The sequence below is a fragment of the Enterococcus sp. NBRC 3427 genome (genome assembly GCF_007996925.1).
Classification (GTDB): Bacteria; Bacillota; Bacilli; order Lactobacillales; family Enterococcaceae; genus Enterococcus_B; species Enterococcus_B lactis.
Window position 1 is genome coordinate 1 of sequence record NZ_BJLL01000029.1, and the last position, 19,835, is coordinate 19,835.

Sequence of the window (19,835 nt, forward strand, 5' to 3'; positions counted from 1 at the left end):
GGAGTCGCTTCTGCTTCCGCCGTTTATATGTGTTTAGAGCGTGAGACAAAAGTAAAGAACACTTTTGTCTCACGCTCCTTTTGTTTTATTTACTTCTACTTTCGTACATAATGTAATTCGATAAATTCACCGAATCGTGTCGTATCTAGCAATTCAAAACGTGCTTCATAGGTTCCTTTTTGGAATAAAGGGATTCCGTCCCCTAATAATACAGGGGCAATCTGGATATACCATTCATCAATCATTTGATGTTCTACTAACGGTTTGATTAATCGACCTCCACCCACGACCCAGATATCTTTTCCTTCTGTCCTTTGTAGATTTTTTAGAAAAGCAATAGGCTCTTCGTGTACGACCTCAGCATCTGGCAATTGTAATTGTACGTTAGTGGAAAAAACGAAATTCTTTTTCTCTGGATAAATTGCTTCGGTTTCCAAATATTTTTTTGCTTCCTGATAAGTTTTCCTGCCCATGATGGTCGTATCGATTGTTTCATAAAAAGCTTCATAAGTGGTTTGCTCACCTGTCGGAGTGTCAAAAAGCCATTGAAGATCATCCGTTTTCGTTGCCAAATAACCATCTAAACTTACAGCGCCATAAAATATGATTTTTCGCATGCTTTATTCGCCCTTTCTTTATTTTCTGCCAATACGTACGACCTCTTCTTTACGGAAACAACTGTCAAGGTGACCATTGATGATCCCGACTGCTTCTAAAAAAGCATAGATTGTCGTACTGCCAATAAATTTAAATCCTCTTTTCTTTAGATCTTTTGCTAATTCATCTGAAAGAGGACTTGTTGTCAGGACTTCTTCTTGTGAATGATAAGAGGAATCAACGATTTTTCCATTAGAAAACGACCAAAGATACTCAGAAAAACTGCCGATTTCTTCTTGAATCTTCAAGACTGCTTTAGCGTTTTGGACAGCTGCTTCGATTTTTCTGCGATTCCGAATAATTCCTTTGTTTTCCATTAGTTCGCTCATTTTTGTTTCTCCATAATTTGCGACTTTTTGGATATCGAATTGATCATACGCTTCATCGAATGCGTCACTTTTATTTAAAATCGTCTGCCAACTCAATCCTGCCTGATTGATGTCGAGCATCAATTTTCGGAACAGCTTTTGGTCATCATATTCAGGAACACCCCAGACAGTATCATGATATTGCCGCATACTTTCTGTTTGTTCACTCCACGGACATCTCATTTGTGCCACCTCTTCGTTTAGAGTAATTGTATCAGTAAAGAATAAAAATTGCTGATAGAAAAGCTCCGGCAGTAGACATTTTCAGTCTGTACCGAAGCTGTTTTTTCCATCTTATTTCCGTTTTTTCTTTTTCTTCTTATTTTTCTTGATCATTCGATTCATCGCCATTTTGCCTAGTTTTCCTTTGACGCCTGAACCAAACATTTGGTCCATACCTGGGATGTTCATATCCCCTTTGGACATTTGTTGCATCATTTTTCTTGATTCCTTGAATTGTTTGATCATTCGGTTTACTTCAACCACACTGTTTCCAGAACCGGCAGCAATTCGGCGGCGACGGCTTGGATTCAACAGATCAGGATTTGCTCTTTCTGCTGGTGTCATAGAATAAACCATCGCTTTTTTGCGTTCAACGTCTTTTGGATCTACCTTGACGTTTTCGATTCCAGGGACTTGATTCATTCCTGGGATCATTTTGATTAGATCTTCCAATGGGCCCATCCCCATCACTTGATCGAGTTGTTCAATAAAGTCATTGAAATCAAATGAGTTTTCTCGCATCTTCTGTGCAAGTTCTTCCGCTTTTTTCTCATCATAGTCTTGCTGCGCTTTTTCGATCAGTGTCAGCATATCCCCCATACCAAGGATACGGCTAGCCATACGATCTGGGTGGAATACTTCTAAGTCAGTCAATTTTTCACCAGAACCGATGAATTTGATTGGTGCACCTGTCACTGAGCGGATCGATAGTGCCGCCCCGCCTCGAGTATCCCCATCAAGTTTAGTGATGACGACTCCAGTAATACCCAATTGCTGATTGAAGCTGTCAGCTACATTGACGGCATCTTGACCAGTCATGGCATCGACAACCAGCAAGATCTCATTTGGTTGAGTCAATTCTTTGATTTGTTTCAACTCATCCATCAATGTTTCATCGATGTGCAGACGTCCTGCCGTATCGATCAATACATAGTCGTTTTTCTTTTCTCTTGCTAACTCCATCCCTTGACGAACGATTTCTACCGGGCTGACTTCTGTTCCCATGTCAAATACAGGAACATCTAGCTGTTGACCTAATACTTTCAATTGGTCGATCGCTGCTGGTCGATATACGTCCCCTGCGATTAGGAGCGGACGAGCATTTTCATTTTTCTTTAAATAATTCGCTAACTTACCGGTAAAAGTTGTTTTACCTGCCCCTTGTAGACCAGCCATCATGATAACAGTTGGTATTTTTGGTGATTTATTTAACTCTGCTGTTTCAGAACCAAGTGTAATCGTTAATTCTTCATCAACGATTTTTACGATTTGTTGTGCAGGTGATAAACTTTCCAGCACTTCTGCCCCTACCGCACGTTCGCGTACGCGTTTAGTAAAGTCTTTGACTACTTGCAAGTTAACATCGGCTTCTAGTAAGGCAAGGCGGATTTCCCGCATCATTTCTTTTACGTCAGCTTCTGATACTTTTCCTTTTTTTCTTAGTTTTCCCATCGCCTGCTGGAGACGTTCAGTTAAGCTTTCAAATGCCATATTTTCTTCATTCCTTTTATTTATTCTTCGATTGCTTGAATTTGTTGTACATATTCAAGCAGTTTTTTATCTTCCGGATACTTATCTGTAATATATGCGGTCATCTTTTCCAATATCTGTTCTCGAACAATATAATCAGAGAAGAGATGGAGTTTTTTTTCATAATCCTCCAAGATCTTGCTTGTCCGCTTGATATTGTCATATACTGCTTGACGACTTACTTCGTATTCTTCCGCGATCTCACCTAATGAAAAATCATCTGCATAATATAACTCCATGTAGTTCATTTGTTTTTCTGTCAATAAGGTCGAATAAAATTCAAAGAGCGCGTTCATTCGATTGGTCTTTTCGATTTCCATTCTGCTCACCTCTAGTTTTCAGCCATTCTTCATCAGAGAGCACAGTCATTTTTTGCTGAATAAAATAAGCAGTGGCCACTCCGGCGCCATTTTTTGTTATTCCGGAAAAGCTTCCATCATAAATCGAATGGGTTCCGCATGAAGGGCTTTTTTCCTTCATAATGACTAGATCAATGTGCTTTTCCTGCAACTTTTGATATGCTTTGATCGCGCCGTTTTTGTACGCTTCCGTTACATCTTCGCCGCTTGTCGTCCATACTTTTGCTTGATCTTTCCACACATCGAACCCATTTCCACCAATGATTTCAGCAGGATCTCTAGGGATAGGCAATCCGCCGATTACTTCTGGACAGACCATGACAGCTTCGCCAGTTTCAACTAGTTCCATCAATTCTGGTACTTCTTTTTTCTGTCCATCATAGCGACAGGCTAGACCGCCTAAACATGCACTGATTCCAATCATTGACTGCTCTTCCTTTCTATTCAGCAAAGTGTCTTCCTATTATACCATTTATTTCTTTTGTAAAATAGCCCCTTGTACTGATTCTATGCTAAAATATAAACAGAATGAAACCTATTTAAAGGAGATTTGAATGAAAAAAATACTAGTTGTTGATGATGAACCTTCTATTGTGACGCTCTTGACGTTCAATTTGGAAAAAGAAGGCTATAAGGTAACCAGTGCCGCAGATGGAGGCGAAGGATTAGAATTAGCATTAGAACAATCATTTGATTTCATCATTTTAGATGTGATGCTTCCAACGATGGATGGCATGGAGATTACTCAGCGGCTGCGTCAAGAAAAAAATGAAACACCGATTTTGATGCTGACGGCTAAAGATGATCAGGTGGATCGGATCATTGGTCTGGAGATAGGTGCTGACGACTATTTGACCAAACCATTTAGTCCACGTGAAGTATTAGCCCGTATGAAAGCCATATTCAGACGGATCGAACCTCGTAAGCAATCAAAAGATGAAGCTGAGCCTGAATATCTATCGATTGGACAAATCACTGCTGATTTGACCAATTATCAAGTCACCGTAGACGATCATCTGATTGAACTCACACCGAAAGAATTTGAATTACTCGTTTATTTCATGAAACGAAAAGACCGTGTGATCGATCGCGACACATTGCTAGACCGCATTTGGAATTTTGACTTCGCAGGACAAAGCCGAATCGTAGATGTACACGTTAGTCATTTGCGAGAAAAAATCGAGCGAGATCCAAAACATCCAAAGTACTTGGTGACTGTTAGGGGATTTGGCTATAAGTTTCAGGAACCAAAACGATGAAATGGAAAAAAGTTTATGAACGTCTCTTCTTTCTTATTCTTTTGATCAGTTTGTTTTTTGGTGGTTGGCAATTGATCTCCCATTATTTCCAACAACAGATCGTCGAACAGCAAGAAAGCTACCTGACAAAAAAAGCACAACTACTGATCCGGCAATTAGATGTTGAAAACCTCCAAGCAGCGCAAAACAAAACTGCTTTGGAAGAATTCGTCCATCAGTCGAACGAACGAATCACTTTAATGGATGCTACTGGAAAAATCTTATTTGACACAAACAATGAAACATTGAATGAACAGCGAAGTTCTCGTCCAGAAATAAAAGCTGTATTGAATGGTGGAAACCTAGGTAGCGCTTTGCGTAAAAGTACTACTTTGAATGAGGATCTTTTATACGTCGCATTACCAGTCAAAAAAAGAGGCCAGTTAGAAGCCATTTTACGTATCGCAGAACCGACAAGCGGATTTTTACCGAGAACGGAAAGTTTTCGCCGTTGGGTCTTTTTCTTCTTTCTGTCTTTCTTCCTTGTTCTTGCAGGAATGATCTATTACCTGATCTACCAAAAAAATCAGCCTTTGAAAACTGTCCTGCCTGTTCTTAGAAAAATGGTACAAAATCCAAACCAAGCAGAAGTAATCATGCAGACACCTGACCAATGGGAGGAATTGTATCAAACAATCAATGCGCTGAGCGAACAAATGAGTAAGATGTATCGAGCGTATACTACAACAGAAGAACAATTGTACACATTATTAAATGAACTGATGATAGGCGTATTCCTGATTGATGATGCTGATTCTCGTTTGCTACTGCTTAATCCAAAGATGCAGTTGCATTTAAACGTGACAAGCTATGAACCTGAACAACGGTACACAGAAGTCATCCAAGAGCCAAAACTCATTCAGCTGATTCACCAAGTGACTCCTGAGCATCCGCTGATCCATCAGGAGATCACCATCACTGAAGGACGACAGACATTAGACTTGAGTTTGCGCTACTTTACTAATTCAGAAGGTACCGGACAGATTCTAGGGGTGGCGTATGACTTAACGAAAGTGCGACGTTTAGAAAAGCTACAAAAGGATTTCGTTGGCAACGTCTCTCACGAATTAAAAACTCCTGTGACTTCACTGATTGGTTTTACCGAGACTTTACTGGATGGTGCAAAAGAGGACCCGCAAACTCTGACTTCTTTTCTTGAGATCATGCAAAAAGATGCGATTCGGTTAGATAAATTGATTCGGGAAATCATCCAGCTGTCAAAAGACGGTGAGAATTCTTACGAGATCCAGACGATTTATACAGAACCTTATTTCCAGCAAATCGTTCAAAATTATCAGCCAATCATCGAAAAGAAACGGTTGACGATTCGATTGATTGGAAAGAACGAACCATTTACTACTAAAACAGATATCCTTTATCCAATCCTCAAAAATCTGATTGAAAATGCTGTCCAATACTCAAAAAACGACAGCGAGATCATTATCCGTTATCAGGCAACAGATGAATTATCGTTTTCTGTCCAAGACTTTGGTATAGGTATCGACATTGAGGATCAGGAACGAATCTTTGAGCGTTTTTACCGCGTAGACAAGGCGCGAAGCCGACATTCAGGCGGGACCGGACTAGGGTTAGCGATTGTAAAAGACTACGTGCAACTCCTTCATGGTACGATTACTGTAGACAGTCATCTTGGAACAGGTTCGACTTTCACCGTTACCATTCCGAAAATGTAAAAAAGAGCAACTGCTCGTGCGTTTTAAAGTTGGATGACTCATCCTGCTTCGAAAGATACACGAGCGGTTGTTCTTTTTTACTCTTTTTTAAGACGATTTTCTTCAATTTTCTCGTTTAAATATCGATAGAAATTTTTTAACTACGCGACTAAACGGCTTTGGCTCTTTTTCATTTTTACGTTCAAACAAATATTCTACCAATGTAGTCAAATGCCTAAAAATCGAATCTGCCGAGAAAAATAGAATGCTCAACAGCAAAAGCGATACAGCTGAGATACCGGTGATTGAAAACAGTTTATGCAAAAAAACGACCGAAAAAAAGATACCGCTAGCACAGAAAAGAATGATCTGACTTCTGAATTTATTCAGAGGTGAACAGATTTTATAGAGAACGAGGAATCCTACTGCGATCAAAAGCATAGTAGATGCTGTAGAAACATCTGTTTTATTTAGATTCAAAGTCACCCCGCAGATTACCAACGCACCGACTACGATCATATCTGTTAGTCCACCTGGCACAGCCTTTTCCATCACATTCATGATGAATTTCCCTCTGATTCGCTTTTTGTTTTCTTCTAGAGCAAGCAAGAAAGATGGGAGTCCGATCGTAAACAAACTAATCAATGTAATCTGTGATGGTTCTAAAGGATAGGTCAAAGCAAAGATGACTGAAAACAGCGAAAGCAAAAAGGAGAAAATATTCTTCACTAAAAACAAGCTGGCTGATCGCTCAATATTGTTCACGACGCGCCGTCCTTCTGCAACAACTTCCGGCATGCGTGAAAAGTCAGAATCAAGCAAGACCACTTGTGAGGCCTGCATGGCGGCTTCATTGCCAGAAGCCATCGCTATACTGCAATCTGCTTCTTTCATGGCTAGAATGTCATTCACGCCATCACCTGTCATAGCTACTGTATTGTTACGCTTTAGCAATTGAACGAAGATTTTCTTTTGTTCTGGCTTGACGCGTCCAAAAACTGTATATTTTTCGACAGCTGCTTCATATTCTTCTTCTGATAATTTAGACGCATCAACGTACTGATCAGCATGTGAAATCCCTGCTTGGACAGCTACATTAGATACAGTGAGCGGATTATCTCCAGAAATCACTTTGATGGCTACTTGCTGTTTTTTGAAGTAATCGAATGTGGCTCTTGCTTCTTTTCTGATAGGATTAGCAATCAGAATATAGCCTAATGGTGTGACTGCTTCCGTTAATACTGGTTCTTCAAGAATCCCATCGTACACACCAAAGACCAACACGCGATAGCCTTTTTCAGCGAAAGAAACAAACTCTTCCGCATATTCCGGCAACTGATCTCGCAAAACCATTTCGGGTGCTCCTAAAACATATACCTTGTCTTCCAACGCTACACTGCTGAATTTTTGGACAGATGAAAAAGGAATGACCTGGTGATAGGATTGATCAGTGGTTTTTGTAAAGTATTCTTTGACAGCTTCCATTGTTGCATTATCTCCTGCCATCGCTTTTGCATAGTCAGCAATGCGCTCTTCCAGTTGATCTGATTGGTTGATTATTTCTTGTTTTTTAGAGACAATCACTTTTTGGACAGACATTTTGTTTTCTGTGATCGTTCCTGTTTTATCTACACAAAGGACATTTACTCTTGCCAATGTCTCAATGCTTTTCATATTGTGTAAAAGAACTCTTTGCTTTGCTAGTTTAGTCGCACTTAATGCTAATGCAATCGTCGTTAGCAAGTACAGTCCTTCAGGTATCATACCGATCAATGCTGCTTCCATTGCGACGACACTTTCTTTCATCGTGTTTCCATTAAAAAAGTAACTTTGAGAAAAAAGCAGAATACCGATAGGAATAATGATGATCCCAATCCATTTGATCAATTGATTAAGAGAAGCAATCATCTCCGACTGTTCTCCTTCTCCCATTGTCTTGGCTTTGACTGTCAATTGGGAAATATACGAATCCGCTCCGACTTTGTCTAATCGGGCGTAAGCTTTTCCGGAAACAACGAAACTGCCGGACATCAATGAATCACCTATTTCTTTGGTTATCTCATCTGCTTCACCTGTTAATAAAGCCTCGTTGACTTGTAGTTTTCCTTCCACGACCTCTGCATCTGCTGGAATCTGATGTCCAGTCTCTAGAATAACAATGTCATCTAATACAAGGTTTTCTATATCTACTGTTTGTTCTATCCCCTCTCTTATGACATTGACTTTTGCTGTATTCAACACATTCAATTCATCCAAGATTTTTTTGGATCGAATTTCCTGAAAGATAGCGATTCCTGTATTGGCTATGATAACTGGTAAAAAGGTCAAGTTTTTATAAGATTCTACTAGGCAAAGCAAAATGGCTAAGATAAGAAAGATCAAATTGAAATACGTAAAAATATTTTCCAATATAATTTGTTGGTTTGTTTTGAATGTGGGATCGACTGAATCGTTTGTTGCACCTTTTTCTATTCGTTCCTTGACTTGTTCTGCTGTCAAACCTTCTTTATACGAGGGAAAAAGACGGATAACTTTGTCAGATGATTTTTGTGTTCTTTTCTTTTTTTTACTTCGATTTGTCCATTTATTCTTCATGTGGCTACCTCGATCAATTTCGTTTTCTGGATATTTACAAACTTCTCCTATCCAGTATAGAACAGATATGAAAAGTGTTCCTCATATTAAGCTTGCATACACCTTTCATTCCTGTCATATAGCAAAAAAAGAGCGACGACATAGAACTGTCGTCGCTCTTTTTCTCAATTAAAGGAAAAATCTATATGCGGAGAAACATAGTTGATTTTTCCTTGATAGTCACGATAACTGTAGGATATTTATCTGCTAGTTATTTGATATTTCCTTCGTGGTCACGTTCTACTTCCATCATTGTGATTGGTAAATAACCCAATTCTTTGACAGGTCCTTCTTGGATTTCTTCCGTCATCATGTAGTCTAAGAATTTTTGGACTTCAGGGGAAGGTTTTCCGTTCGTGTACATATGTTCATAGGACCAGATTTTCCAGCTGTTATCTGCTACATTCTCTTCTTTTGGTTCTACACCGTCGATACTTAGTGCTTGTGTGGAATCATCGAGATATGAGAAGGCTAAATAGCTGATTGCTCCTGGTGTTTGACTTACCAACTGCCGAACAGTTCCTGATGAGTCTTGTTCTTGGGACTGTATAGGTGTGGCACCATCTAATCCCCATTTTTCAAATGTCGCACGGGTACCGCTGCCGTTTGCACGGTTCACAACGTTGATCTTTTGATCTTTCCCGCCAACTTCATTCCAATTAGTGATTTTTCCTGTAAAGATATCAATCAATTCCTGTTTTGTGATATCTTTGACACCTGTATCTTTGTTGACGATTGGTGCCATCCCGACCACTGCTACTTTATGATCCACTAGTTTAGAGGCATCGATCCCGTCTCTTTCTTCTGCAAATACATCAGAGTTTCCGATAGTAACTGCTCCAGCTTCGACTTGGCTCAACCCAGTTCCGCTTCCTCCTCCTTGTACAGAGATTTGATAATTCGGATTTTCTTGTACAAAGCTTTCTTGCGCTGCATCGACCAAAGGCTGTAATGCTGTCGAACCTACCGCAACGATTTTTACTTGTTCATTTGAGTCACTTGAATTATTTTGTGTGGCAGAGCCATCTGTATTTCCTGATCCTGAGCCGCATCCGGCTAAAAGAATTCCCATCATACCTAGAGTAAACAATACTTTTTTCATTTTATTGCTCCTTTCTTATTTACAACTAAAGTTTATCAGTCGACTGTAAATCCCTCGTATGGTTGCTGTAAAAATATAGTTAAGTTATGTAAAAATCATGTAAACGTTTTTCGGATTCTTTACACGATAATAAAAAAAGCATATGAGAAACAGGCGTTTTCCGCCGCTCATATGCTTGTTACCGATGATCCACCATCAACGGTTATTTTTTATAGATACAGATCGTTCACTTTTTATCCGGATCTCTGTCCAGAAGTAAAAGAATGTCGCAAGAATAAATGAGACAATGACTAAATAGAAACACGGTTTAATGGTCAAGAAATACATGGAAGGATACGCTGAATCCTTCAGTCCGCTCTCGCTCAAACCATTAGGGCCGATGATCATACGAGGCAACAAGGAAAACATAGATGTGAATATGAGTAAACAAGAAAAATAAAGCAGCTGCCAATTATAATGATTAATCAGAGATTTTGGCAGTAATAGACCTACACTTATCACTAAGTAAAAAACAGTCAAAGCTGGAAAATTTCTAGAAACCACAAATCCACTTCCTTGGATCAGCCCTAATATCTCTGCACCTTGCACAACAGCATTTACCCATGTAAAAGGTAGCAAAACGATAGGAAAAAACCAAAAAAATAAATAAAGCCGATCGATTACTGCTTTTCTTCTCATCAATGTTCCCCCAAACCAATTTTTCTTTCATCATACTATACAATTTTCTATCTAAAAAAATTAGGGGGAAAAACTTTTTTTTTAGAGATAATGGCATGAGAGTTTATTCATTTAATCTAGAAATAATGAAAAAGTAATTGATTATTATATGATTCAATTTACAATAAAACTAACAAAATAATAACACTTGTTAGGTGGTGACAAAATATGATAAAAACGTGTTGGAAGAATCTTCCATTGCTTTTATCTTTTGTTCCTTATGTGCATTTCGCTTTACTGCTTGATTTCTATTATCATTCTGTAAGCGGATTCATCACATTGATATTTTTATCTCTTTTTGCTGGATATTATTTCCAAAAAAGCAGGCGTATTTTATCTTTATTTATCGCCAATATTATATCTACTGTCACTTCCTATTTATTTTGCGTCAATTTTGCTGAATGGCGGTACTTTTATCATCCTTTAAAACCGACCCAACTGATTTTGATTCTAGCTGGCATTTACTTAGTTCCACAAATCCTTGGGTCATTATGGGCGGTAGCCTTATCTTATAAAAAAGCACGGCATCCCTAAAAAAACAAACCCTATATGTACAAAGAGAAGCTGTTTTTCTTCTTTTTGTACATATAGGGTTTTCTTATAATTCATGTAGAAAAATTTTCTTGATAATGATCTTATCCATCAATTGGGATTGACTGTTTTGCTCCCCTATGATTTCAGCGATGATGGTCCGATTTTGCGGTTTTCTTCTTAGCTGGTAATTGATTTTCCCGGTTTTCATCAATTCGCTGAGCATATCCACGACCCCGCCAAATCCGGTTTTTTTCGTAATAAAACCAAGTGCGACCATTCGTTCATCTAGATTTTTTGCTGTAATCGTCACACCAGTAATAAGCGAGTGCTGTAATGTTTGAGCCAACTCTTCCATCCCTTCAGCATTGGATACGACGGAAGCTGTTTTATTGACAGATTCTTCGTGTATTTCTTTTTCCTTTGGTTCTTTCAGTTCCTCTTTCACTGTTTGACGAAGGACATCTAGTTCTTGCAAGAGCGTTTCGTATTGTTCTTGGGTCAGCATTACACCAGCTACTTTTTCCCGATTAAATATATATACGCCAGTTCCCGCGTCTCGCGCTTGAGCAAATACATCCATCGGCGATCGTTTTACTTCTGTGATCGAAGATGTGGGAACTTCTAATTTCTTTAATTCCAATGGATTTCCTCCTTTACTAATCGCTTTTTATTATAGCATAGACTGATTTGTTTTGATCTTTTTTCCAAAGGTTTTATCGGTTTTTCCCTAACCAGTAATTGATATCTGTAAGAAGTCTTTCGATACCAAATGAAGGATGGTACAGATACGTTTTTTGATCTTCGTTATGGTCTAATGGAAAAAAATGATCCGTAATCACTAGATCTGCATAACGAGGTGGTTTATTTCGAGTGCAGACATGGATTGAAATCCGTTTTCGATGTCTTAGCGTTTTGTTCAGTACCCCGGCAAGTCTTCTTGCTTCCTGATGTTTATAACGAAAAAAAAAGACGATTTTCACTTCAGGAGGATGGACATCTAAATAGCCCCGTTCTTGGAGTGTCTTAAGTAAAAGCATTCCCCACTCAACTGCGGGGTGTGCAAGTGCTTGTTGGATTGCTAGACGAAATTGATACAGTTTATCTTTGGAATTGGGAAACTTTTCTAATGTTTCCTGATAATAACGAACTTCTTCTTCCACCAATCGATCATGGATACCAATCACATAACGAAGCCATTCTTGGTAAAGTACTTTTGTCAGTTTTGATTTATTTCCATTTTCAAACTCACTATTCAGCCAAAACAGCGAATCAAGCTTTTCAGTTACGATCGTCAATTTCCGATAGTCTTGTGTCTCTTCTATCCGTTCCCACCGTTTTTCAGTAATCTGATTACAGCTCAAGCGCAAGATCGCTAGATAATTTTTTTCTTTTATTGGCAAAATCTGCTCTTCTCTAAAAAGTAATTCTGGAAACAACTCAAAGAAAAGGGTTCGACTGTCTCCTAAAATCTCGATTTCTGCTGGATCCTTTCGTTGCTTCAATAATTGGATGAACATCTCTGAAAAGGACTGCTCTCCATCGTCTGCAAAAAAATGGGGGAAATCTTTCAAGAAACAAAATAGCAGGTACCGTATTTTTCTTTCTGAACCAAAGATCTGCGCTTTTTTATAAGAAAACGAAAGGTGATACTCACCAAACCATTTTCTCAACCGCTCTTGTGTAGAACGATCATACTCCTGCTCATAAGGTTCATTCAACAGCAGATTTTTCAGTAGACAAAAAGGTGGTGATTGAATCAGAAAAACAAAAAGGAGGTAAGGTTCGCTATATCCTTGATCATAAACTAACTGAACGGTTTTCTTATGAAGAATCAGCTGGATTGGACAGTCGCTTTCTGCCAAACGTTTTAGATGCCGATCAACTGTTTTGACATCGATTTTCAGTTCTTCAGCTAGATCCGTTTTTCGCCAGATCAGATCTTTCATTAGGTTGATTAGTGAAAATAAATTCTGTGCATTTTTTGATAATAGTTTTTGCCATCTCATTGATCATCTCTCACCTAGTTTCTAAACATATTGTTTGATCAGAAAGGGCTCTTTTCTAAAAAGATAAAAAGTCCCTTTCTATTTACTTAATTACGCAAATTTCTCTCATTATTTTTTATTTTACTTAATTTAATTGTATTCTCATTTTAAAACGAATGTACTTTAAAAAAACATAATAAAATCACTTTGCTTGTAGGATGTATCCCCTTCCATTACAATTAAAATAAATAGTGATTTCATGAGAAGGTGATGTGGAAATGGAAGCTAAAATCGAAGAATCCAAACAAAAAATCGATCAGTTGATACAAGAATTAGAAAAAGCGGTCATCGGTAAACGTTCCACTATCCAATTGATGATCGTTGCCCTGCTAGCAGGTGGTCATGTCTTGTTCGAAGATATTCCCGGTGTAGGTAAAACATTACTAGTCAAAGCACTAGCAAAGGCTGTGCAAGGAACCTTTAGCAGAGTCCAATGCACACCCGATCTTCTTCCTAGTGATATTTTGGGCTTTTCCGTCTATAACTCACAATCAAAAGAGTTTGAATTTCGTCCGGGACCAATCTTTACAACGATCTTGTTAGCAGATGAAATCAATCGTACGACTCCTCGCACTCAGTCAGCACTTTTAGAAGCAATGGCAGAGAATCATGCAACGATCGACAACAATACATACCCCCTAGACAATCATTTTTTTGTCTTAGCTACACAAAATCCAATCGAGTATGAAGGAACATATCCTTTGCCGGAAGCACAGCTCGATCGTTTTTTATTCCGACTACAAATTGGTTATCCTTCTTTTGACGACGAACTTCTGCTACTTTTGGATAAATTTGAAAAAGTGTTGGATAATTTGAAGGTAGTCTTGAACAGTCATGAAATAGAAGAAATAAAAACAAGTGTGGCGAATGTCTTTGTCAGTCCAGAAGTGGCATCTTATGCCTTGCAGTTAGTATCCGCAACAAGAACCCACTCTGCTATCCAGCTTGGTATCAGTCCACGAGGAAGCCTTGCCTTTATTCAGGCAGCAAAAGCCTATGCATTGATCCATGGGAGAAATTACGTAACGCCCAAAGATTTGCAGGATTTAGTTCCTTTCGTTTTTTCCCACCGCCTGATTTTTTACGATCGTTCATTGAAGGAAGACGAAAAGACACAAATGATCCGTGCCCTTGTTGCACAAATCCCAATTCCCGTGAGGTAGATAATGGAAAAAGCCAAAGATTATTTCATTAATTTTGTGTTATTTCTGATATATTTCGTCATTGTCTTTTTTGCTCTTGTATTCAACAATTCTTTAGGGTGGTTCTTATTGGCCTTTTTTACTCTTTATGTATCATGGAGTGTGTTTTCATTAAGCACCTTTCTAAAGAAACTTTCTGTTACTTGCACAGTCCAGCCAGTCGTTTATCGTAAAAAAAGTATACAGGTTATTTTTTCTATAGCCAAAAAGAGAGCTTTTTCTTTCCCTCTCCCTCGTTTACAGATCGTCTTTCCAGAGATCTTTGCAGAAAAAAAACAAGAAATATTGATCCTTACAAATAAACCGCAAGAAGTCCAAGTACTTTGGCAACCAAAAGAGAGAGGGTTCCATGAAGCATTAACCGTCATTTTTACAGCCTATGATAGTCTAGGACTTTTTAGAAAAAGGACAAGAAGGGAGCTTTCTTTTCCTGTGACTGTTCTTCCTGCTTTTCATAAGACTCAAGCAGAAACATTGCAGAGAGTTCTGGAAAAAAAACAACAGCTGAACGCGTATCAAAAAGGTCTTGATTTTCGAGAACATCGCTCTTATCGCCCCGGCGATTCTTTTAACCGAATCGATTGGAAATTGTCTGCTCATAGTCAAGAGTGGTTATACCGCGAATACGAGTATCAAGAAGAAGAATATTCTCCGCTTCTTTGCTTTTGGGGTTCACCTAGCTTGAAATTTGACCATCTGCTAGATTTGTATTTTTCTTTATGGCATCTGAGAAAAGAAAAGCAGCCAGAACTTCTGATATTAGGCGACCGTATCTTTCATGGCAAAGATCCTGGATATACCTATTTTGCTTCTTTGAACGCTGGAGATGAGAAAACTTTTTTGGCACACTTGAAAAAACAGGCAAAAAAACAAATCGTCCTCTTTATTCCTGCGCATTCTCCTGAAGTCTCAGAAGCTGTCGAAACATTGTCGAAAGATCGAACGGTCTATCTTGTTTATTTCGCAGAAAAACAAATCATGATCCAAGAAAAAGACAAGGTATGTTCACTGCCAGGAGGTGAATGGATTGACGATTAAATGGGAAAAATACCTGCGTGGCGTTTACTCCTTTATGATGCTAAGTGTAGGTGCTCCGATATTTGTAGCAGCTAATCAATTGCAAAACAGCTACCCTCTTATCCTAACTATTGGTATCCTATGTCTTATTGTCTGCTGTATTCCTAAAAAATGGGTACGATTGCTGCTTTCTTTGCCAGTAATGATTGGCTGCTTGTTTACCTATTTTCCTTCAAAGATATTTTCTTTATTATGGGTCTTACAGTTTTTTTCGTCAGTTACAGAGGAATTCTTCCATCTATCCCAAGGTAAACTTCATTATTTACCAGAAAAGACAGCTTTTTTTCTTATATTGTTGTTGATCTATTTATTTATTACTTTGACCGTGGATTACGACTATTGGTATGCACCCTTTCTTGCGTTGATGGGTTACTTCATGATGCTTACCGTTTTTCGGGAAAAAGAACTATTGTACGAAATGATTGCGGTAGTAGCTGTTTTATGCGTATATTTGGCAGCAAGGCAATTTTTCTCCATCCGATTGTTGTAGGGAAACGCTCGATTCCAGTCGTTTACTACGATCCTGCTTATTTGTTTGTTCACTTTCAGCGCCATCTTGCCTTTATATCTCCCAAAAGTGCACCAATCTCTCGAGGAAACGAGTGAACCGATCCGAGAATATCTTAATGATGAAGGGCTTTATGACACACTCCATGAGTACCAATTAACCGGAAGTGCCAGAACGGGTTTCAGTGAAAATGATGAACAACTTGGTGGTCCATTGTATGATAATGGTGAAGTTGTTTTTACAGCGAACCAGAAAGTAAACGGCTATTGGAAGATAGAAAATAAGAATCATTACACCGGTTCTGGATGGGTAGAAGATCCGGATGCACCCATCCAACCAATCCAAGAATTTCCTGTTGATATCACAAGCTACCAAACAGTTATGGAAGAAAAAGAAAACATTACATTGACGCTAAAAAACCAAGCTTTCTTACCTTATCCTTATGGAAATACTACCTTGACTGATTTTTCATTAGCCAGTGGACAAACGCTTTACTATTTGCCTGAAAGCCAACGATTCATCCCTGTCCCGAATGAATCGACGCGATTGGCGTCCTTACAAACAGAAAGATTAGCTTTTACGAGAGAAGAATTAAAAAGCAGTCAGTTAGAGGCCGATGATTTAGAAAATCAACAGACAAATCTTCAGTTGCCGAAAGGTTTGCCTCAACGTATTGAGGACTTAGCGATCGAATTGACCAAAAATGAAGCAACTTTAATTCGTAAAGTCGAAGCTGTCGAACAGTATTTGAAAACAAGCGGGAATTTTCGCTATTCCAAAACGGATACCGGACATACGCCTAAAGAACGCGATTATGTAGATTATTTCCTCTTCGATTCAAAAATCGGCTATTGTGACAACTTTTCAACTGCTATGGTCGTCCTTCTTCGCACGCTAGGCATCCCTGCTCGGTGGACAAAAGGGTTTACGGATGGGATTAGAACAGGAACAGATGAGCAAGGAAATGAGGAATACAGCATTCTCAATAGTCATGCTCATTCTTGGCCAGAGGTGTACTTTCCTGGGTTTGGCTGGCTCCCATTTGAACCAACCCCTTCATTTGCCAATCCAACTATTTCACAACCAGCCGCTGAAACAACAGAAACCGTCCACTCTGCTGAAGAACAACCAAAAGAAAGCGAAAATATAGCAGAAACTATTTCCAGTGAGAAACCTGAGGCTATTTCGTCAGATAACACGACACTCACACCGTCTTATAAAATCGTCTTATTCAGCCTTGGGGTGTGTTTATCCGTCTTGTTGTTCTTTCTATTGTTATTTAGAAAAGCTCTGCGCTGGACAAGTTATCTTATCTATCTTCATTTTTTTGCTTCTACTAATGCGGTTGCGTATCAAAAACTTCTCCACCATTTGGAAACACTGGTACCGCGCAAACCCGCAGAATCTTTGCAGGCATACAGCCAACGAATAGAACAAACATTCAATCTAGATCAACGTTTCATTCGATTAACTGCTCAATATGAAGCAGAAATATATGGAAGACAAGCAGATCCGGTAAAATTCGATAAAAAAACCTATTTAGAACTAACGCATATAATAAGAAAAACGGTATACAAAAAGGTTATGACAAAAGGGAGCAGCTTCAAAAAATAAGATAAAATTCCTAGAGAATCTACTTCTGGAATGCCGAGAACCAGCTGATTGAGCATCGATTATTCGTAAAAAAAGGTTGTGACACGTGTTTTGTCACAACCTTTTTTCATTATTATTTGATTTTCAATGTCAAAGCATTCAGCGCTACGACTACCGTACTTAATGACATCAAGACAGCACCAACTGCTGGACTTAATAGGATACCAATTGGTGCAAGTATTCCGGCTGCTAGTGGGATTGCGAGAATATTGTACCCTGCTCCCCACCAGAGGTTCTGGATCATTTTCTTTCGCGTTTGCTTAGCTAAATCAAGGAAATGCAAAATATCTTTTGGATCGCTGTTTGTCAAGACGACATCCGCAGAATCGATTGCGATATCTGTTCCTGCACCTATTGCCATCCCAATAGAAGCACGGGCTAAACTTGGCGCATCATTGATCCCATCACCCACCATGATTACTTTTTTCCCTTGGTCAAGATATTTCTGGACAACAGCTTCTTTATCATCTGGTAATAAACCGCCGTAATATTCTTCGATCCCTAAATAATCTGCTACTGCTTGAGCAGCATTTTTATTGTCGCCAGTAAGCATGACTGGAGTGATTTTTCTTTCCTTTAATGTTCGGATAAACTCTTTTGCTTCTGTTTTTACTACGTCACCTAAAGCAACGATTGCAGCTAGATGATTTTCTAAAATCAGGAAGCTGATGGTATTTCCTTGTTCTTGGTAAGGTTTCAATAATGCTTGTTCTACGTTTAATCCGAGACGCTCAACTTCTTTTTCATTAACTATTTTCACTTGTTGGTTTTTGACTGTTGCCTCTAGCCCAACTCCTGAAAGATTTTTTAGATTTTCGGCTTGATAAGGCTTGATTGCATGTTCTTTCAAATAATTCATAATGCCAACAGCCAATGGATGATTGGCATTTGCTTCCAATGCTCCTAAATATTGAAGGATTTCATTTTTATTGAACGCATCATCAAGAACTTCGACACCCGTTACCGTAAATTTTCCTTCTGTCAGTGTCCCGGTTTTGTCCAGCATGATCACATCTAGATCATTGGCTTGCTCTAGTGCGTTGCGGTTTTTCAAAAGCAATCCGTTTTTAGCGGCGATCGATGTGGAACGAGCAACAACTAATGGGATAGCTAAACCTAGAGCATGGGGACAGGCGATGATAAAGACAGTGACCATACGTTCCAATGCATTAGGAAGATCTGTCAAGAACAACCATGCGATAAATGCCAAGATACCGACAATTAAGGCAACATAAAACAGCCATTTTGCCACTTTGTCTGATAATGACTCTAGCTTGGATTTTTCTCCTTGTGCTTTTCGCACCATTTCCATAACCTTCGCTAGATAACCATTTTCACCAGTTCCAGTTACTTCGATTTCGATCGTTCCATCCCCATTGATAGAACCGCCGATCACTTTGTCATTGGCTCGTTTTTTGATTCCTTTTGATTCGCCAGTCACAGCTGATTCATCAACGATTGTTTCACCTTTCAAGATAACACCATCTGTTGGCATTTTGTCACCGGAACGGACGATCAAATGATCGCCTTCGTTTACTTCTTTTAGTGAGACTGTCTCTTCTTTTCCTTCTTTCGTCAAGCGTTTCACTGATTCTGGCAGTAATTCTGCTAGTTTTTGTAAAGCATTGCTGGCATTCGAAACAGCGTTCATTTCGATCCAGTGACCTAGCAACATAATGACGATCAATGTAGCTAATTCCCAGAAGAAATCCATGACGTGCGTATGAGGATTGATCAGATTCGCGATAAACGAATAGACACTATAAATATATGCAACTGTAATCCCCATCGCGATCAGCGTCATCATAGCAGGACTTTTTTGTTTCAATTCCATTTTTGCCCCGCTTAAAAATGGCTGTCCGCCATAGATAAACAGTATAGTTGCTAAGATCAGTACGAGCCAATCCGAACCAGGAAATGTTATTTGGAAGGGAAATTCCATTCCCATCATTGGTGAAAAAAGAATGATTGGGATAGCTAGGATAAGCGATAGCCAAAATTTTTGTTTGAAATTCCCCATGTGCATGGAATGATCCATGCCGCCATGATCGTGATCCATGTGCATCGAATGGTCCATTTGTTTGCTGTCCGCTATATCTCCATGGTTATGTTCCATATGCATTGAATGGTCCATCTGGCTATGGTCATGCTTCATCTCCATCTGTTTTTCGTTTGAATGAGCACTTTCTTTGTTTCCTGCTTCTTTTTTATGCTCCTGTTTTTTCTCCATATCGTTCCCATTCATTTTTACTCCAT

At 39.0% G+C, this 19,835-nt stretch carries 16 protein-coding genes and 1 pseudogene; 6 read left to right on the plus strand and 11 right to left on the minus strand.

Translation table 11 applies throughout. The annotated features are described in order from the left end of the window. Positions 1-95: 95 nt before the first annotated feature. The 5 genes from ESP02_RS07770 to ESP02_RS07790 all read right to left on the minus strand — a co-directional run bounded on the left by ESP02_RS07770 (position 96) and on the right by ESP02_RS07790 (position 3,560). On the minus strand, positions 96-617 hold the full coding sequence (locus tag ESP02_RS07770; RefSeq protein ID WP_038398597.1) for a dihydrofolate reductase family protein: 522 nt from the start codon (positions 615-617) through the stop codon (positions 96-98). An 18-nt stretch (positions 618-635) separates the two neighbouring features. Then, the gene (locus tag ESP02_RS07775) at positions 636-1,208 is read right to left on the minus strand and encodes a DNA-3-methyladenine glycosylase I (protein WP_038398596.1); all 573 of its coding nucleotides are present in this window, start codon (positions 1,206-1,208) and stop codon (positions 636-638) included. Between the two features lie 111 nt (positions 1,209-1,319). Beyond that, entirely contained in the window at positions 1,320-2,738 is a 1,419-nt protein-coding gene (ffh, locus tag ESP02_RS07780) for a signal recognition particle protein (RefSeq protein WP_002291602.1), read from the minus strand. 20 nt (positions 2,739-2,758) lie between these two features. Next, the gene (locus tag ESP02_RS07785; protein WP_002291603.1) at positions 2,759-3,097 is read right to left on the minus strand and encodes a putative DNA-binding protein; all 339 of its coding nucleotides are present in this window, start codon (positions 3,095-3,097) and stop codon (positions 2,759-2,761) included. Further along, complete coding sequence (locus ESP02_RS07790; RefSeq protein ID WP_002291604.1) at positions 3,057-3,560, minus strand: DUF523 domain-containing protein; 504 nt, start codon at positions 3,558-3,560, stop codon at positions 3,057-3,059. The genes ESP02_RS07785 and ESP02_RS07790 overlap by 41 nt, the downstream gene beginning before the upstream one ends. 130 nt (positions 3,561-3,690) lie before the next feature. Between ESP02_RS07790 and ESP02_RS07795 the strand changes: the two genes are divergently transcribed. After that, complete coding sequence (locus tag ESP02_RS07795) at positions 3,691-4,395, plus strand: response regulator transcription factor (protein WP_002291606.1); 705 nt, start codon at positions 3,691-3,693, stop codon at positions 4,393-4,395. Then, positions 4,392-6,128, plus strand: a complete 1,737-nt coding sequence (locus tag ESP02_RS07800) for an ATP-binding protein (RefSeq protein ID WP_038398594.1) — start codon at positions 4,392-4,394, stop codon at positions 6,126-6,128. The genes ESP02_RS07795 and ESP02_RS07800 overlap by 4 nt, the downstream gene beginning before the upstream one ends. A gap of 102 nt (positions 6,129-6,230) precedes the next feature. On the opposite strand, the gene ESP02_RS07805 is transcribed toward ESP02_RS07800, so the two are convergent. The 3 genes from ESP02_RS07805 to ESP02_RS07815 form a co-directional block, all read right to left on the minus strand. Then, entirely contained in the window at positions 6,231-8,702 is a 2,472-nt protein-coding gene (locus ESP02_RS07805) for a cation-translocating P-type ATPase (protein ID WP_038398592.1), read from the minus strand. A gap of 250 nt (positions 8,703-8,952) precedes the next feature. Continuing rightward, positions 8,953-9,843 carry a phosphate ABC transporter substrate-binding protein PstS family protein gene (locus tag ESP02_RS07810; RefSeq protein ID WP_002320320.1) on the minus strand — a complete coding sequence of 297 codons (891 nt, stop codon included), beginning with the start codon at positions 9,841-9,843 and terminating at the stop codon, positions 8,953-8,955. 195 nt (positions 9,844-10,038) lie between these two features. Further along, entirely contained in the window at positions 10,039-10,521 is a 483-nt protein-coding gene (locus tag ESP02_RS07815; RefSeq protein WP_002291615.1) for a hypothetical protein, read from the minus strand. A 207-nt stretch (positions 10,522-10,728) separates the two neighbouring features. Here ESP02_RS07815 and ESP02_RS07820 point away from each other — a divergent pair, with 207 nt between their 5' ends. Beyond that, on the plus strand, positions 10,729-11,094 hold the full coding sequence (locus tag ESP02_RS07820; protein ID WP_002313555.1) for a hypothetical protein: 366 nt from the start codon (positions 10,729-10,731) through the stop codon (positions 11,092-11,094). A gap of 64 nt (positions 11,095-11,158) precedes the next feature. Here the strand turns inward: ESP02_RS07820 and ESP02_RS07825 are convergent, their stop codons facing one another. Together ESP02_RS07825 and ESP02_RS07830 are read right to left on the minus strand one after the other, a co-directional pair. Continuing rightward, positions 11,159-11,734: a hypothetical protein gene (locus ESP02_RS07825; RefSeq protein WP_002291618.1), complete on the minus strand. Its 576-nt coding sequence runs from the start codon at positions 11,732-11,734 to the stop codon at positions 11,159-11,161. A gap of 73 nt (positions 11,735-11,807) precedes the next feature. Then, positions 11,808-13,100 (minus strand): hypothetical protein, encoded by a 1,293-nt coding sequence (locus tag ESP02_RS07830; RefSeq protein WP_038398590.1) that lies wholly within the window; start codon positions 13,098-13,100, stop codon positions 11,808-11,810. Positions 13,101-13,357: 257 nt separating this feature from the next. Between ESP02_RS07830 and ESP02_RS07835 the strand changes: the two genes are divergently transcribed. The 3 genes and pseudogenes from ESP02_RS07835 (at position 13,358) to ESP02_RS07850 (ending at position 17,540) form a co-directional block, all read left to right on the plus strand. Further along, complete coding sequence (locus ESP02_RS07835) at positions 13,358-14,302, plus strand: MoxR family ATPase (RefSeq protein WP_010732216.1); 945 nt, start codon at positions 13,358-13,360, stop codon at positions 14,300-14,302. A gap of 3 nt (positions 14,303-14,305) precedes the next feature. Further along, positions 14,306-15,379 (plus strand): DUF58 domain-containing protein, encoded by a 1,074-nt coding sequence (locus ESP02_RS07845; RefSeq protein ID WP_038398588.1) that lies wholly within the window; start codon positions 14,306-14,308, stop codon positions 15,377-15,379. Then, a pseudogene (locus ESP02_RS07850) lies at positions 15,369-17,540 on the plus strand (DUF4129 domain-containing transglutaminase family protein). Before ESP02_RS07845 ends, ESP02_RS07850 begins: the two are co-directional and overlap by 11 nt. 112 nt (positions 17,541-17,652) lie before the next feature. Here the strand turns inward: ESP02_RS07850 and copB are convergent. Beyond that, entirely contained in the window at positions 17,653-19,824 is a 2,172-nt protein-coding gene (copB, locus tag ESP02_RS07855; protein ID WP_038398587.1) for a copper/silver-translocating P-type ATPase CopB, read from the minus strand. Positions 19,825-19,835: the final 11 nt, after the last annotated feature.

Bases quoted from the DNA above. Each gene is read 5' to 3' on its own strand.
- ESP02_RS07795 (WP_002291606.1), top strand. From the start codon at position 3,691: ATGAAAAAAATACTAGTTGTTGATGATGAACCTTCTATTGTGACGCTC.
- copB (WP_038398587.1), bottom strand. From the start codon at position 19,824: ATGAATGGGAACGATATGGAGAAAAAACAGGAGCATAAAAAAGAAGCA.
- ESP02_RS07845 (WP_038398588.1), top strand. From the start codon at position 14,306: ATGGAAAAAGCCAAAGATTATTTCATTAATTTTGTGTTATTTCTGATA.
- ESP02_RS07805 (WP_038398592.1), bottom strand. From the start codon at position 8,702: ATGAAGAATAAATGGACAAATCGAAGTAAAAAAAAGAAAAGAACACAA.
- ESP02_RS07835 (WP_010732216.1), top strand. From the start codon at position 13,358: ATGGAAGCTAAAATCGAAGAATCCAAACAAAAAATCGATCAGTTGATA.
- ESP02_RS07830 (WP_038398590.1), bottom strand. From the start codon at position 13,100: ATGAGATGGCAAAAACTATTATCAAAAAATGCACAGAATTTATTTTCA.
- ESP02_RS07785 (WP_002291603.1), bottom strand. From the start codon at position 3,097: ATGGAAATCGAAAAGACCAATCGAATGAACGCGCTCTTTGAATTTTAT.
- ESP02_RS07815 (WP_002291615.1), bottom strand. From the start codon at position 10,521: ATGAGAAGAAAAGCAGTAATCGATCGGCTTTATTTATTTTTTTGGTTT.
- ESP02_RS07810 (WP_002320320.1), bottom strand. From the start codon at position 9,843: ATGAAAAAAGTATTGTTTACTCTAGGTATGATGGGAATTCTTTTAGCC.
- ffh (WP_002291602.1), bottom strand. From the start codon at position 2,738: ATGGCATTTGAAAGCTTAACTGAACGTCTCCAGCAGGCGATGGGAAAA.
- ESP02_RS07800 (WP_038398594.1), top strand. From the start codon at position 4,392: ATGAAATGGAAAAAAGTTTATGAACGTCTCTTCTTTCTTATTCTTTTG.
- ESP02_RS07770 (WP_038398597.1), bottom strand. From the start codon at position 617: ATGCGAAAAATCATATTTTATGGCGCTGTAAGTTTAGATGGTTATTTG.
- ESP02_RS07820 (WP_002313555.1), top strand. From the start codon at position 10,729: ATGATAAAAACGTGTTGGAAGAATCTTCCATTGCTTTTATCTTTTGTT.
- ESP02_RS07775 (WP_038398596.1), bottom strand. From the start codon at position 1,208: ATGAGATGTCCGTGGAGTGAACAAACAGAAAGTATGCGGCAATATCAT.
- ESP02_RS07790 (WP_002291604.1), bottom strand. From the start codon at position 3,560: ATGATTGGAATCAGTGCATGTTTAGGCGGTCTAGCCTGTCGCTATGAT.